Source organism: Paractinoplanes aksuensis (genome assembly GCF_024137025.1).
GTDB classification, from domain to species: domain Bacteria; phylum Actinomycetota; class Actinomycetes; order Mycobacteriales; family Micromonosporaceae; genus Actinoplanes; species Actinoplanes aksuensis.
Window position 1 is genome coordinate 41,953 of record NZ_JAMYJR010000041.1, and the last position, 13,766, is coordinate 55,718.

The 13,766-nt window shown below is 72.4% G+C and carries 12 protein-coding genes; 3 read left to right on the top strand and 9 right to left on the bottom strand.

Annotated features, from left to right (window positions below):
* Positions 1–7: 7 nt before the first annotated feature.
* Positions 8–1,000 (bottom strand): hypothetical protein, encoded by a 993-nt coding sequence (locus M1L60_RS36070; protein WP_253242042.1) that lies wholly within the window; start codon positions 998–1,000, stop codon positions 8–10.
* 255 nt (positions 1,001–1,255) lie between these two features.
* On the bottom strand, positions 1,256–2,152 hold the full coding sequence (lipA, locus tag M1L60_RS36075) for a lipoyl synthase (RefSeq protein ID WP_253242167.1): 897 nt from the start codon (positions 2,150–2,152) through the stop codon (positions 1,256–1,258).
* A gap of 383 nt (positions 2,153–2,535) precedes the next feature.
* Here lipA and aspS point away from each other — a divergent pair, with 383 nt between their 5' ends.
* From aspS to M1L60_RS36090, 3 genes are read left to right on the top strand one after another with little or no spacing between them, the layout of a single operon-like run.
* Positions 2,536–3,801 (top strand): aspartate--tRNA(Asn) ligase, encoded by a 1,266-nt coding sequence (gene aspS / locus M1L60_RS36080; protein WP_253242043.1) that lies wholly within the window; start codon positions 2,536–2,538, stop codon positions 3,799–3,801.
* 2 nt (positions 3,802–3,803) lie between these two features.
* Positions 3,804–4,982, top strand: a complete 1,179-nt coding sequence (locus M1L60_RS36085; RefSeq protein WP_253242044.1) for a PQQ-binding-like beta-propeller repeat protein — start codon at positions 3,804–3,806, stop codon at positions 4,980–4,982.
* 11 nt (positions 4,983–4,993) lie between these two features.
* On the top strand, positions 4,994–6,130 hold the full coding sequence (locus M1L60_RS36090) for an outer membrane protein assembly factor BamB family protein (protein ID WP_253242045.1): 1,137 nt from the start codon (positions 4,994–4,996) through the stop codon (positions 6,128–6,130).
* Here the strand turns inward: M1L60_RS36090 and M1L60_RS36095 are convergent.
* From M1L60_RS36095 to lpdA, 7 genes are all read right to left on the bottom strand, one after another.
* Positions 6,099–6,785 carry a VOC family protein gene (locus M1L60_RS36095; RefSeq protein WP_253242046.1) on the bottom strand — a complete coding sequence of 229 codons (687 nt, stop codon included), beginning with the start codon at positions 6,783–6,785 and terminating at the stop codon, positions 6,099–6,101. The two genes, M1L60_RS36090 and M1L60_RS36095, sit on opposite strands and share 32 nt — an antisense overlap.
* Position 6,786: 1 nt before the next feature.
* Entirely contained in the window at positions 6,787–6,951 is a 165-nt protein-coding gene (locus M1L60_RS36100; RefSeq protein ID WP_253242047.1) for a DUF5808 domain-containing protein, read from the bottom strand.
* Positions 6,951–7,586 carry a lipoyl(octanoyl) transferase LipB gene (gene lipB / locus M1L60_RS36105; protein ID WP_253242048.1) on the bottom strand — a complete coding sequence of 212 codons (636 nt, stop codon included), beginning with the start codon at positions 7,584–7,586 and terminating at the stop codon, positions 6,951–6,953. Before lipB ends, M1L60_RS36100 begins: the two co-directional genes overlap by 1 nt.
* Positions 7,587–7,605: 19 nt before the next feature.
* A complete protein-coding gene (locus M1L60_RS36110) occupies positions 7,606–9,459 on the bottom strand; it encodes a DUF6311 domain-containing protein (protein WP_253242049.1) in 1,854 nt (617 codons plus the stop codon).
* A 31-nt stretch (positions 9,460–9,490) separates the two neighbouring features.
* Positions 9,491–10,399 (bottom strand): TIGR01777 family oxidoreductase, encoded by a 909-nt coding sequence (locus M1L60_RS36115; protein WP_253242050.1) that lies wholly within the window; start codon positions 10,397–10,399, stop codon positions 9,491–9,493.
* 81 nt (positions 10,400–10,480) lie between these two features.
* A complete protein-coding gene (gene sucB, locus M1L60_RS36120) occupies positions 10,481–12,316 on the bottom strand; it encodes a 2-oxoglutarate dehydrogenase, E2 component, dihydrolipoamide succinyltransferase (RefSeq protein ID WP_253242051.1) in 1,836 nt (611 codons plus the stop codon).
* 32 nt (positions 12,317–12,348) lie between these two features.
* Complete coding sequence (gene lpdA, locus M1L60_RS36125) at positions 12,349–13,737, bottom strand: dihydrolipoyl dehydrogenase (RefSeq protein WP_253242052.1); 1,389 nt, start codon at positions 13,735–13,737, stop codon at positions 12,349–12,351.
* Between the last annotated feature and the right edge of the window lie 29 nt (positions 13,738–13,766).

The window sequence follows — 13,766 nt, forward strand, 5'->3', positions numbered from 1 at the left end:
AGCTGTTTTACGGCTCGCGGAAGGAGCGCAGCACGCGGACCAGGAAGTAACCGCCGCCGCCGATGAGGAGCAGGCCGAAGGACACGGCGAGCATGCTGCCCAGGCTCATGCCGGACCGGGCGGCCTGGGCCTGCGGGGTCGCGGTGGTGGGCGGCGGGTAGTACCTGGCGGGAGCGTTGTCGACGCCGGGGGCCGCGGTCGTGGCGGGGAGGGTCGGCGCGGGAGCGGACGGTGCGAACCCCGCCGGTGGGGGCTGAGTCCCCGGCGTGTTGGTGGTGGGGGCGACGGGGTTCGGGGCCGGCGCGGAAGTGCAGCCGGCCGCGGGCGGGCGCCAGCTTCCGACGTACGTGGTGAAGGTGCTGACCCTGATCGTCAGCGAACCGTCGCGAGGGCCGCGGAGGGTGGTCGAGCGGCCGGGGGCCAGGCGGGTCAGGCGGCCGCCGGTCAGGAACGCGGCGCTGACGTTGGCCCCGGGGGCGTTGGTCAGGGTGGCCCGGTAGGAGCCGTCGCAGGCGCTGGTGAAAGTGACCGTGGGTTCGGGGGAGCAGTCGGAGGAGCCGCCCCGGTAGTGGGCCGGGGCGCCGGTGGAGCGGCTGCCGGAGACGCCCAGGGTCGCCGCGCCGTACGGGTTGTCGTCGCTGGTGACCTCGTCGAGCAGGCCGGTGCCGGTGATCGCGGTGACCCGGGTGCGGCAGGGCGGGACGACGACGTCGAGGCGGACCGTGCGGGACTTGGCCGTGAGCGTGGCGCTGTCGGTGGCGTACCGGAATTGGCCGCTGTCGCCGTCCGTGTACGAGATCAGCCCGAACGACTGGGACTGTCCGGCACAAAGCGGGCGTACGGCGGAGATCGTTGCCTTGCCGGAGGCGCCGTCGAAAGTGTGGCGGTAGGTCGCCGAGGCGGCGGAAACGCAGGTGTCGGCGGCCGTGGCGGTAAGGGGCGCGCCGAGCACGCCCGCCAGCGTCGCCACCGCGGCGAACAGAATCCCAGACCGGCGCATACAAACAACATCGGCCGATATCCGACTTGCTGAGCCAAAGCAGCGCGACGACAACATTGAAGCCAAGCGACGGCTCGTTGCGAGTCGGGCAGCGGGCGGCCGAAAAGGGGCAGCGGGCGGCCAAGAGCGGCGGCGGTCGGCTGAAAGGCGGGCGGCTGAAGCGGGCGGCCAGCCCAACAGCAGGCGGGCAAGGCCGGTGAGCAGAGCTGCAGAGACAGCGATGCCCCGGCCACCAAGGCCGGGGCATCGGAAAAATCAGCCGCGAGCTTCGAGCGCCTGCTTGTAGAGCCGCCCCGCCCGGTACGAAGACCGCACCAGCGGCCCGCTCATCACCCCGGCGAAGCCGATCTGCTCGGCCTCTTCGCGCAGCTCGACGAACTCCTCGGGCTTGACCCACCGCTCGACCGGGTGGTGCCGCGGCGTCGGCCGCAGGTATTGCGTGATGGTGATCAGCTCGCACCCGGCGCTGTGCAGGTCGCGCAGGGCCTGGGAGATCTCGGCCCGCTCCTCGCCCATGCCCAGGATCAGGTTGCTCTTGGTCACCAGGTCGGCCGCGCGGGCCTGGGTGATCACGTCGAGCGAGCGCTCGTAGCGGAACCCGGGCCGGATGCGCTTGAAGATGCGCGGCACCGTCTCGACGTTGTGGGCCAGCACCTCGGGCTCGGCCCCGAACACCTCGGCCAGCTGCGTCGGCTCGGCGTTGAAGTCGGGGATGAGCAGCTCGACGCCGCAGCCGGGCTGGAGCTTGTGGATCTGGCGGACCGTCTCGGCGTAGAGCCAGGCGCCGCCGTCGGGCAGGTCGTCGCGGGCCACGCCGGTGACCGTCGCGTACTTCAGGCCCATCGTGGCGACGGACTCGCCGACGCGGCGGGGCTCGTCGGCGTCGAACTCGGCCGGCTTGCCCGTGTCGATCTGGCAGAAGTCACAGCGCCGGGTGCACTGGTCGCCGCCGATGAGGAAGGTGGCCTCGCGGTCTTCCCAGCACTCGTAGATGTTGGGGCAACCGGCCTCTTGGCAGACCGTGTGCAGGCCCTCTTTCTGCACCAGACCGCGCATCTGGGTGTATTCCGGGCCCATCTTGGCTTTGACCTTGATCCACGGCGGCTTCCGCTCGATGGGAGTTTCGGCGTTGCGCGCTTCGATGCGCAGCATGCGGCGGCCCTCGGGAGCAATAGTCACAGCCCCGAGATTACGCCTGTGTGGGTCTTTGCCTAGACAGGGGCGACGAGGCTCACGTGACACGAGGTGTGACGGCGCTCATATGAACCGGTTAAATTCCCTTTCCCGGCGTGGACGCCTGCTGTTAACGTCCGGCCCACGGCAGTGAGGGAACCGAGTAGCCCCCGTAACGCCGGCCGAGAGAGCCACCGATCGCTGTGAAGGTGGCCCGCGCGCCGGGGCGTGAAGACACTCCTGAGCCGCAGCAACACAAGAGGCGCCGGTGAAACGGCGCGAAGGTGTGGTGGCACCGCGAGGATCCCGCTCGCCCACGCCTCCCTGGGGCCGCGTTGCAGCTCTCAAGGAGGTCACCCGCCATGCAACGCATCCTCTCGACCCAGCTCCGCGCGCACGTCGACCAGACGGTGACGATCGCGGGCTGGATCCATCGCCGCCGGCTGCTCAAGTCGGTGGCCTTCCTGATCCTGCGCGACGCCGAGGGCCTGAGCCAGGTCGTCGTGGCCGAGCCCGAGACCCGGGCCCAGCTCGAGGAACTCGCCGAGGAGAGCGTCGTCGAGGTGGTGGCCACGGTCACCGCCAACGAGCAGGCGCCGGGCGGCGTCGAGCTGACCGGCCCGAAGATCCGCGTGCTGTCCGCGGTCACCGCGCCGCTGCCGTTCGAGCTGCACCGGCCGGCGATCGGCGCGAGCCTGCCGACCCAGCTCGACCACGCCGCCCTGGCCCTGCGGCACCCGGCCCGGCGCTCGGCCCTGCGGGTCGCCGCGGCGGCCACGGCCGGCTTCCGGGCCGCGCTGAGCGAGCAGCGGTTCGTCGAGATCCAGACGCCCAAGATCGTCGCGTCGGCCACCGAGTCCGGGGCCGACGTCTTCGAGCTGGAGTACTTCGGACGGCCGGCCTATCTCGCCCAGTCGCCGCAGTTCTACAAGCAGCTGATGGTCGGCGTCTTCGAGCGGGTCTTCGAGGTCGGGCCGGTCTTCCGGGCCGAGCCCAGCGACACCGTGCGGCACCTGGCCCAGTACACGTCGCTGGACGCCGAGATGGGATTCATCGAGGACCATCGCGACGTGATGAAGGCCCTGACCCGGACGCTGACCGTCATGATGGCCACGATCACCGCCCGCGCCCGGCTGGCGACCCCACGGGTGCCCTCGGAGATCCCGGCCGTGCACTTCAGCGAGGCCCTGCGGATCGCCGGGGCGCCCGCCGACGAGCCCGACCTGGCGCCGGCCCACGAGCGGGCGCTGGGGGAGTGGGCGCTGCGCGAGCACGGATCCGACTTCGTCTACGTCACCGGTTATCCCATGCGCAAGCGGCCGTTCTACACGCATCCGGACCCGGCCGACCCGGCGTACTCGAACGGTTTCGACCTGCTCTTCCGAGGGCTGGAGATCGTGACCGGTGGGCAGCGTCTGCACCGCTACGAGGACTACGTGGCGGCGCTCGGCCGGGCCGGTGAGCCGCTGGAGCCGTACGCCGGATATCTCGACGGTTTTCGCTACGGGATGCCGCCGCACGGCGGGTGGGCGATCGGTCTCGAGCGTTTCGTCGCGCGGCTGACCGGAACGGCTAACGTGCGTGAGGTGACGGCCTTCCCGAGAGACCTCAACCGGGTCATCCCGTAGCGATGACGATCGACCTCGACGTCGCGCCCGCCGCTCCTGACCGGCGGCGTGCGGGGCGTACGAGGTCCGGCCCGTTCGTGGTGGCGGCGCTGGTGCTCGCGCTGGTCGCGGCCTCGGCGCCGCCCTCGTACGCCGCTGTGCTCACGCCCGTGCTCGAGGGCGACGGCCGCGAGATCACGGGCAGCGTGCTCACCGCGACGGCCATCTTCACCCAGCACGGCGGGCCGGGCGACGAGTCGTCGGACGTCTGGGCCCGGCCGATCGATCCCGGTGGCCCGGAATGGATCACCAAGGTGTCCGGCCCGGGCACCGGCCTGTGGCTCGACCGGTCGGGCTCGGTGCTGGTCAGCGAGTCCGGTGACCAGGGCGAGAAGACCTTCCTGGACGCGCGGACCGGTCACACGCTGTGGCGGACCGGGCAGTACTCGTCGGTGCGGCCGGTCGGCGCCGCCGTCACCGACTGGGTGCCGCCCGGGCTGCTGCGGCTACGCGACGTGACGACGGGCCGGGTGCTCTGGTCGCACCCGGCGCGGGCCTTCACCGTCGACCAGCAGCAGCGGTACGTGATCGTCTTCGACGGGCGGCGCCGGCCGACCGTGCTCGCCGCAGCCGACGGCCGGGTGGTCGCCCGCTCGGACCGGCTGGACTTCGAGTGGAGCGCCGACCTGCCGTCGCCGTACGTGCCCGTCCGGCCGATCGGCGACAGCCTCGTCGCGGTCGGCCCGACCGCCATCACGGCCTACCGGCTCACCGACCTGTCCCCGCGGTGGCGCACGACGATCGCCCGCCCGGCCGTCGTGACCGGCTGCGGCGGCCGGATCTGCGCGTTCTCCGACGATGGCCTGACCGTCCTCGACGCGGTCTCCGGCGCCGCGCGCTGGGCCGGCGAGCGGTGGCGCAGCCTGGCCGGCGACATCCTGACCGACGACACCGGCCGGGCCGCCCGGGTCGACCTGGCCACCGGCCGCGTCCGGGCCGAGCTGGGCCGGGGCGACGTTCTCGGCGATCTGCAACTCATCGGCGCCGGCGGTGAACGCACCCTGGTCCGCCGGCTGACCGACGGGCGCGTGCTCGGTGAGGCGACCCGGGTCGCGGCCGGCGCGTGCACCGCCGCCGCCGACCTGCTGGCCTGCCGTACCACTGACGCCCGGTTCCGCGTGTGGCGCGTCGGCCGGGCGTAGAGTCCGGTCCCGTGCTGATCGAACTCGACGCCGCCCCGGTCCCGAACCCGAGCCCGCCCCGGGCCCGGCGGCCGGTCCGGTACTGGGTCGCGGCCGTGGTCGCGCTGGTGCTGGCCCTGGTCGGCGGGGCCGCCGGGCCGGACCGGGCGGCCGAGGTCACCGAGGTGATGACCGTCGAGGGCCAGGGCACCGTGACCAGCCTGCTGACGAGCGAGGCGCTCTACCTCGTGCGGACCGACGGGCGGATCGAGGCCAGGCCACTGTGCGACAAGTGTCCGGAGTGGACGTCACGAGCGGCGGCGGCGGGACAGCGCCTGACGGTGGCCGAGGGCGACACGCTCATCCTCGACGGCAACGAGACGGGCGAGGTGTACTTCCTCGACGCCCGTACGGGTGCGTTGCGGTGGCGCCTGTCGGAGGCGCTGGCCGTCGACCCGCTGGGCTCGCTGGTCGCCGCGTGGAACTTCGAGAAGCACGTCCTGCAGATGCGGGACCTGCGCACCGGGCGCACCCTCTGGTCGCGGCCGGCCTACAACTACACGGCCGATCAGGCGTACGCGGTGATCCTCGACGAGGCGGGCGGGGCCACCGTCTACGACGCCGCGAGCGGCGAGGAGCGCACGCCCCGCCACGACCTCGGCCTGCCCGACCCGGCCGCCCGGCTCGTCGGGGAGCGGCTCATCCTGCTGGGCGGCAGCTACGTGGCCGCGTACCGCCGCGACGGCCTGTCCCGTGAGTGGATCACACCCGTGCCCGCGACGTACGGCGTCGTCCCGTGCGACGGCCTGCTGTGCGCGTTCGGCGGCGAGGGACTGACCGTGCTCGACCCGGCCGGCGGGAAGATCCGCTGGGCCGGCCGCACGTGGCAGGGCCTGGGCGCGGGCGACGTCCTGATGGAGGAGGGCGGCCGCACCGCCGTCGTCGACTTCGCCACCGGCCGGGTCGAGCGCGAGCTCGGCCGCTCGGCCCCGGTCGGCGACTGGCAGCTGTTCCCCGAACCCGGGCGTACGTCGGTGATCGCCCTGGCCGACGGCCGCGTCCGCGGCACGCTGCCGCTGGTGCTGCCGGGCGCCTGCAGCGCGGCCGGCCGCTACCTGGCCTGCGAGACGCCCGACGTCACGTACACGGTGTGGCGGCTGCCAGGCTGAACTGGTTGCCGTCCGGGTCGGCCAGGTCGACCGTGCCGTCGGCGCCGTCGCCGAGCCGGGTGGCCCCGAGGGCGATCAGCCGCTCGACCTCGGTCCGCTGATCCGCGCCGACCGCTGTCAGGACGAACCGCTGACGGTTGGGTTGCTCGTTCGGGGCCACGGGCGGCCCGCCCCAGGCGACCTTCGTGCCGCCCCGCGGCGACTGGATCGCGGTCTCCTCGTCGGAGTCCCAGACCAGCGGCCAGCCCAGCGCCTCGGCCCAGAACAGGCCCACGGCCCGGGTGCCGTCGCAGGCCAGCTCGCCCAGGAAGCCGGTGCCGGCCAGGTAGGCGTTGCCCGGCTCGATCACGTCGAACTCGTAGCCGGCCGGGTCGGCCAGCACGACGTGACCCTCCTCGGGGCGCTGCCCGACGTCGAGGGGCCGGGCCCCGAGCTCGAGCGCCCGGGCCACCGTACGCTGCTGGTCATCGAGGTCGCTGCTGGTCAGGTGCAGGTGGATGCGGTTGTGCCCGAGCGCACCGTCGCGGCCGGGAACGAACCGCAGACCGAGCTGAGTGTCGTCGGCCGGGCGAAGGGCGAGCAGGGCAGCCCAGAACCGAGCCGCCCGTTCCGGCTCGCGCGCCTCGTAGGTCACCGCGATCAGCGAGGACGGCATGTCAGGACAGCACCGCGATGGTCATGCCGATGACGATCGCGGCCGGGATGATCGTGGTGGAGACCAGGATCACCCACGCGATGGGGTGCCCGAAGTTCAGGGACACCCCGCCGCCGCGCTTGGGGACGAAGATCCGTTTGTCGGCCGGGTCCCGGTAAAGAGCCATCAGAGCAGGGTAGTGAGGTGCTTCTCGACGACCGGCAGCACCTCGGCCACCGTGACGTCGCGGCCCAGCTCGGCGCTCAGCGAGGTGACACCCGCGTCGCGGATGCCGCACGGCGTGAAGCGGTCGAAGTTGGCCAGGTCGCAGTTCGCGTTGACGGCGAAGCCGTGCTGGGTCACCCCGCGCGCGACCCGGATGCCGATCGCGGCGATCTTGCGGTCGGGGCCGCGCTCGTCGGCCAGGACCCAGGCGCCGCTGCGGCCCTTGATGTCGCTGCGGGCCGCGGTCACGCCGAACTCGGCGCAGACGTCGATCAGCATCTGCTCGGTGCGCCGCACGTAGGCCACCACGTCGATCGGGTCGGCCAGCTTGAGGATCGGGTAGCCGACCAGCTGCCCCGGGCCGTGCCAGGTGATCTTGCCGCCGCGGTCGACCTCGACCACCGGGGTGCCGTCGATCGGCAGGTCGGCGGGCTCGGTGCGCTTGCCGGCGGTGAGGACGCTGGGGTGTTCCAGCAGCAGGACCGTGTCGGGCCGGGTGCCGTCGGCCACGGCGTCGTGCAGGCGCCGCTGCTCGTCCCAGGCCTCGCGATAGTCGACCAGGCCGGGCCGCAGGACGGTGAGCGTGGAAGTTGTCACGCGTCCCACGGTAGTCCCCCTACGGCCGGTCGACCGGATCCACTCCGGGACGGATGCGCCACACCAGCACGTCGTCCACGCGCTCGGGCGGCCCCAGCAGATCGGTCGCGGTGGTCTCGACGGCCGAGCGGAACAGCGGCCCCTCGGGCCCGGTGATCACGTCGGGCAGGAACAGCGCCTCGACCCCCCAGCGCTGGAAGTCGGCGCGGGCCGTGGCCCGGTCGGCGTTGTCCAGGTCGGCCAGGTAGCCGTAGAGGGCGGCCCGCAGGAACAACCAGTCGGTGGCCCGCGGCAGCGCGCCGATGCGGCCCTTGCCCTCCGCGCCCTCGGCGTCGGGGCCGAGGAAGTAACCGTCGGGGATGCGGAACTCCGGGCCCCCGCGCGCCATCGTGTACGCCTGCCAGCGCTGCCCGTCCGCGGCCACGTTGGCGGCGAACGGCAGCGCGCTGATCACCCCGCCCTCGGTGACGTACCTCTCCCAGGTGCCGTCGGCGATGAACCGCGGCTCGGGCGAGCGCTCCCGATGGACCAGGGGCAGCGGGAAGATCGGCAGCAACGCGACCACCAGGCCCACCGCGAACAGCGGCCGCGGGGCGCCCGAGCCGAGCATGCGCTCGGTGGCCATCGCGAGGATCACCCCGAACACACCCACCAGTACGAGCGCATAGCGGGCCGGCAGGGCCGAGTCGAACAGCGGCACGTGCTGGAGCAGCGCGTACAGCAGCGGGATGTCGCTCTCGGCGCCGGCCACCCGCAGCCGCGGGCCGAGCGAGATCAGGAAGAACAGCCCGCCCACGATCATCAGGGCCCGCAGGACCGACCGCCGCCGGTCGTCCGCGCTGCGCCACAGCATCACCAGGCAGGCGGTGAGCAGCACCAGCAGCGGCAGGCCGAAGAAGCTCGTCTCCTCGGTGCGGTTGGCCGCCAGCTCGTTGCCCAGCCCGGCCCCGGCGGCCAGCGAGCGATCGGCGAAGGCGAAGAACGAGAGCAGATCTTCCGAGTAGTGCCGCTGGTTGAAGCCGGTGCCCTTGAAGGTCTGCGGCCCGGCGAAGTGCATATAGAGCGGGTACGCCAACAGGGCGCCGGCCACCACGGCCGTGACCCCCAGACCGGCGGCGAACCGCCCCAGCGCCTCCCGCGCCTCGGACCGGTTGACCGGGGACAGCGCCCACGCGATCACGAAGACCCCGCCGGCCAGCGCGGTGAAGAACAACCCCTCGGCCGCGATCGAGAAGCCGACGGCCAGCGTGACACCGAGGATCAGACCGTTGCGCAGCCAGCGGCTGGTGTCGCGCATCTTGAGCAGGCGCCACAGCACCAGCGGCGCGATCCAGCCCGAGGTCCAGTTGAGGTGGCCGTTGGCGTGGGCCACGAAGCCCGGCGCGAAACCGCAGAAGAACCCGGCCAGCGCGGCCGCGCCCCGGTGCGCGGTGACGAAGCGGTTGAAGAACAGGAACCACGCGTAGGCCGAGCCGGCCAGGTTGAGCGTGAGGACGGCCAGGAACGTCACCTGTGGGCCGGCCAGCATGGTGAGCGGGGCGAACAGGATCGCGTACACCGTGATCGAGGTGTTGGCGGCCAGGTTGACGCCGTCCGGCACGTTCATGAGGTCGGTGAAGAACGGGTCGCCGCCGTGGTGCAGCAGGTGTACGCCGTACGACAGCACCCACTCGAAGAACGCCTGGTCGCCCACGTTGTCGGCGATCGCGTGCCGGTACGGGTCGCGCCAGAGCCGGCTCACGACGTATCCGCCCAGGGCGAGGGCCATCAGGGCGACGAACAGATGGAACGGCCACGGCCGCGTCGCCCGGGGGGCGGCGGGGGGTGACGGCCTGTCTGCGGAGGACGTGGAGGTGGGAACGGCGACGGACATCACGCGCAGGTTAGCAAGCCTGCGCCGCTGCTCAGCGGGACGCCGCCGGTTCCTGGCCCACGGCCGCCCGCATGGCGCCGTCGATCGTGGGGTAGGCCCACCGGAAGCCGGTCCGCTCCAGCACGGCCGGCACGACCCGGGTGCTGCGCAGCGACTCGCCGGCCAGTTCGCCCATCACCACGTGCAGGGCCGGGCCGGGCACGCTCAGCAGGGCCGGGCGGTGCACGGCGGCGGCCAGCGCCTTGGTGAACCGGGCGTTGGTGATCTGCTCGCGGCCGACGATGTTGACCGGGCCCGAGACGTCCTCGCGCTCGAGCAGGAAGTCGGCCGCCCCGAGCCAGTCGGGCAGACTGATCCAGGGCATCCACTGCTTGCCGCCGCCGAGCTTGGCCCCGCCGCCCAGCTTGAACAGCGGCAGCAGAGGCTTGAGCAGGCTGTCGAGGGTCAGCCCGGTCCGCAGCAGGACGACCCGGGTGCCGGCGTCCTCGGCCGGGCGGGCGGCGGCCTCCCAGACCCGGCACAGGTCGGCCAGGAAGGTGGTGCCGGCCGGCGTCTCCTCGGTGGCGGGCGTGTCGCCGGTGTCGCCGTACCAGCCGACGGCGGAGGCCTGCAGCAGCGTGCGCGGGCGGTCGGCCTCGGGCAGCTTGCGGATGGCCCGGGCCAGCGTGCCGGTGGTGTCGACCCGGCTCGACCGCAGCTCGCTCTTGTACTGGGCGGTCCAGCGCTTGCCGCCGACGTTGGCCCCGGAGAGGTTGATCACGGTGTCGGCCGCCGCGACGATGTGCGGGTCGATCTGGCCCTGGGCGGGCTGCCAGGTCGCCTCGTCGTCGCTCCGGGCGGGCCGGCGCACCAGCTTGGTCACCTCGTGGCCGTGGCCGCGCAGGCGCTCGACGAGGTTGCCGCCGAGGAAACCGGACGCGCCCGAGATCAGGATCCGCATGACCCCATCATGCCCCGAAGTGAACCCGTTCAAAACGAAGAGGGGGAGCGCTCACGCGCTCCCCCTCTCACTTCAGGAAAATCAACCCAGCCCGAGGTCGCCCTCGAAGTGGCCGCCCTCGAGGCGTTCCTTCAGCGTGACCAGGAAGCGGGCGGCGTCGGCGCCGTCCACGATCCGGTGGTCGTAGCTGAGGGCCAGGTAGACCATCGAGCGCGGCACGATGATCTCGCCCAGCTCGGGGTCGTTGATGACCACGGCCCGCTTGACCACGGCGCCCGTGCCGAGGATGCCGACCTGGGGCTGGTTGATGATCGGGGTGTCGAAGAGCGCGCCCCGGCTGCCCGTGTTGGTCAGCGTGAACGTGCCGCCCGAGATCTCGTCCGGCCCGATCTTGTTGTTGCGGGTGCGGTCGGCCACGTCGGCGATGCGCTTGGCCAGCCCGGCCAGGTTCAGGTCGCCCGCGTCCTTGATGACGGGGACGATCAGGCCCTTGGGGGTGTCCACGGCCATGCCCAGGTGCTCGGCGTCGTGGTAGGTGACCGTGCCGGCCTCCTGGTCGATCGACGAGTTGACCACCGGGTGCTGGCGCAGCGCCTCGACCGCGGCCAGCGCGAAGAACGGCAGGAAGCTCAGCTTGACGCCGTGCTGGGCCAGGAAGTCGGCCTTGGCCTTCTGCCGCAGCTGGGCGATCTTGGTCACGTCGACCTCGACCACCGTGGTCAGCTGGGCCGAGATCTGCAGCGACTCGACCATGCGCCGGGCGATCGTCGCGCGGGTGCGGGTCAGTTTCTCGGTGCGGCCACGCAGCGGGCTCGGCGCCGGCTTGGGCGCGGCGGCCGGCTTGGCCGCCGCCGGGGCGGCCTCCTGCTGCTGCGGGGCGGGCGCGGCCTTGGCGGCGGCGGCCTTCTCGGCCGCGTCGGTCACGTCCTGCTTGCGGATGCGGCCGCCGACGCCGGTGCCGGTCAGCGTCGACAGGTCGACGCCCTTCTCGGCGGCGAGCTTGCGCACCAGCGGCGTGACGTAACCGGCGTCGCCGGCGCCGTTCGGGCTGGCCGTCTCGACCCGCGGCTGCGACGGGGCGGGCGGCTCGGCCGCCCGCTCGGCCGCGACCGGGTCCTTGGCCGTCTCGGCCTCGGGGGCCGGGTCGGCGTACGAGCCGCCGGACGGCTCGAAGGCGGGCGCGGGGGCCGAGTCGATCTTGGGTGCGGGGGCCGGCTCGGGCTCGGGTTCCTGCTCCTGCTTGGGCGCGGGCGCCTGCTGCGGAGCCGGGGCGGCCGCGGGGGCCGCGCCCTCGGCGCCGATGATGGCCAGGTCGGCGCCGACGTCGGCCGTCTCGTCCTCCTGCACCTTGATCTCGAGCAGCGTGCCCGCGACCGGCGAGGGGATCTCGGTGTCGACTTTGTCGGTGGAGACCTCGAGCAGCGGCTCGTCGACCTCGATGGAGTCGCCGACCTGCTTGAGCCAGCGGGTGACGGTGCCCTCGGTGACGCTCTCGCCGAGCGCCGGCATCTTCACCGCGGTGCCCTCGCCGCCGCCGGTGGGGGCGGAGGCGGTCTGCGGGGCCGGGGCCTCTTCCTCGACCGGCTTCTCGGTGGAGGGGGTGGTGGGCGCCGCGGGCTCGGGCTCAGGCTCGGCCTGCTGCTGGGCGGGGGCGGGGGCCGCGGAACCCGCGTCCTCACCCTCGCCGGCGATGACCGCGAGCTCGCTGCCGACGTCGGCCGTCTCGTCCTCGCCGACGACGATGCGCGTGAGCACACCGGCGGCCGGCGACGGGATCTCGGTGTCGACCTTGTCGGTGGAGACCTCGAGCAGCGGCTCGTCGACCTCCACCCGCTCGCCCTCTTGCTTGAGCCAGCGAGTGACGGTGCCCTCGGTGACGCTCTCACCCAGTCGCGGCATGGTGACCGATACCGGCATGTCTCAGAACTCCTTAACCGCTGTGAACGGGATCAGCTGTGTGCGTGCAGGGGCTTGCCGGACAGGGCCAGGAACGCCTCGCCGAGCGCCTCGTTCTGCGTCGGGTGGGCGTGGACCAGCTGCGCGACCTCTTCCGGGAACGCTTCCCAGTTGTAGATCAACTGCGCCTCGCCGACCAGTTCGCCCATGCGTGCGCCGACCATGTGGACACCCAGCACCGGCCCGTCGTTGAGCCGGACCAGCTTGACGAAACCGGCGGTCTTGAGGATCTGGCTCTTGCCGTTGCCGCCGAGGTTGTAGTTGTAGGTCGAGACCTTGTCGGCCCCGTACTGCTCCTTGGCCTTGGTCTCGGTCAGGCCGACCGACGCGATCTCGGGGTCGGAGTAGGTGACCCGGGGGATGCCGGCCTCGTCGATCGGGGCCGGCTTGAGGCCCGCGATCTCTTCGGCCACGAAGATGCCCTGCTGGAAACCGCGGTGGGCGAGCTGCAGGCCGGGCACGATGTCGCCCACGGCATAGATGTTGCCGACGCCGGTGTGCAGCCGCTCGTTGGTGATGACGAAGCCGCGGTCGAGCGTGATGCCCTGCTGCTCGTAGCCCAAGTTGGCCGTGGTCGGGCCGCGGCCGACGGCGACCAGCAGCACCTCGGCCTCGACGGTCTCGCCGCCGGCGATGGTGGCGCGCACGCCGTTCTCGGTGTGCTCGACCTTCTCGAACGGCTTGCCGACCTTGAAGTTGATCTTGCGCTTGCGGAAGGCGCGCTCGACCGTCTTCGAGATCTCCTCGTCCTCGGCCGCGACCAGGCGGGGGAGGGCCTCGAGGATGGTGACGTCGGCGCCGAACGACTTCCAGACGCTGGCGAACTCGACGCCGATGACGCCGCCGCCCAGCACGATCGCGGAGGAGGGCACGCGGTCGAGCTTGAGGGCGTGCTCGCTGGCGATGACCCGCTGGCCGTCGACCTCGAGGCCGGGCAGCGAGCGCGAGTACGAGCCGGTGGCCAGGATGACGTTGCGGCCGGTGTAGCGCTGGCCGTCGACCTCGACCGTGTCCTTGGCCACGAGCTTGCCGGCGCCCTGGACCAGCGTGATCTTGTCTTGCTTGAGCAGGCCCTGCAGGCCCTTGTAGAGGCGCGCGACCACGCCGTCCTTGTACGCGTTGACGCCCGCCATGTCGATGCCGACGAGGTCGGCCTTGACGCCGAACTGCTCGCTCTCGCGGGTCTGGTCGGCGATCTCGGCCGCGTGCAGCAGCGCCTTGGTCGGGATGCAGCCGCGGTGCAGGCAGGTGCCGCCCAGTTCGGCCTTGTCGATCAGCGCGACGGAGAGGTCGAGCTCGGCCGCGCGCAGGGCGGCCGCGTAGCCGCCGCTCCCGGCGCCGAGGATGACGATGTCGAAGGTTCCGCCGTTCGGCTGACTCACGTTGACTCCAGTGTTCGCGTCGTTGCCAT

What these genes read in the sequence shown, in the direction of transcription:
- M1L60_RS36070 (WP_253242042.1), bottom strand. Translation starts at nt 1,000, where the DNA reads ATGCGCCGGTCTGGGATTCTGTTCGCCGCGGTGGCGACGCTGGCGGGC.
- lipA (WP_253242167.1), bottom strand. Translation starts at nt 2,152, where the DNA reads ATGCTGCGCATCGAAGCGCGCAACGCCGAAACTCCCATCGAGCGGAAG.
- aspS (WP_253242043.1), top strand. Translation starts at nt 2,536, where the DNA reads ATGCAACGCATCCTCTCGACCCAGCTCCGCGCGCACGTCGACCAGACG.
- M1L60_RS36085 (WP_253242044.1), top strand. Translation starts at nt 3,804, where the DNA reads ATGACGATCGACCTCGACGTCGCGCCCGCCGCTCCTGACCGGCGGCGT.
- M1L60_RS36095 (WP_253242046.1), bottom strand. Translation starts at nt 6,785, where the DNA reads ATGCCGTCCTCGCTGATCGCGGTGACCTACGAGGCGCGCGAGCCGGAA.
- M1L60_RS36100 (WP_253242047.1), bottom strand. Translation starts at nt 6,951, where the DNA reads ATGGCTCTTTACCGGGACCCGGCCGACAAACGGATCTTCGTCCCCAAG.
- M1L60_RS36110 (WP_253242049.1), bottom strand. Translation starts at nt 9,459, where the DNA reads ATGTCCGTCGCCGTTCCCACCTCCACGTCCTCCGCAGACAGGCCGTCA.
- M1L60_RS36115 (WP_253242050.1), bottom strand. Translation starts at nt 10,399, where the DNA reads ATGCGGATCCTGATCTCGGGCGCGTCCGGTTTCCTCGGCGGCAACCTC.
- sucB (WP_253242051.1), bottom strand. Translation starts at nt 12,316, where the DNA reads ATGCCGGTATCGGTCACCATGCCGCGACTGGGTGAGAGCGTCACCGAG.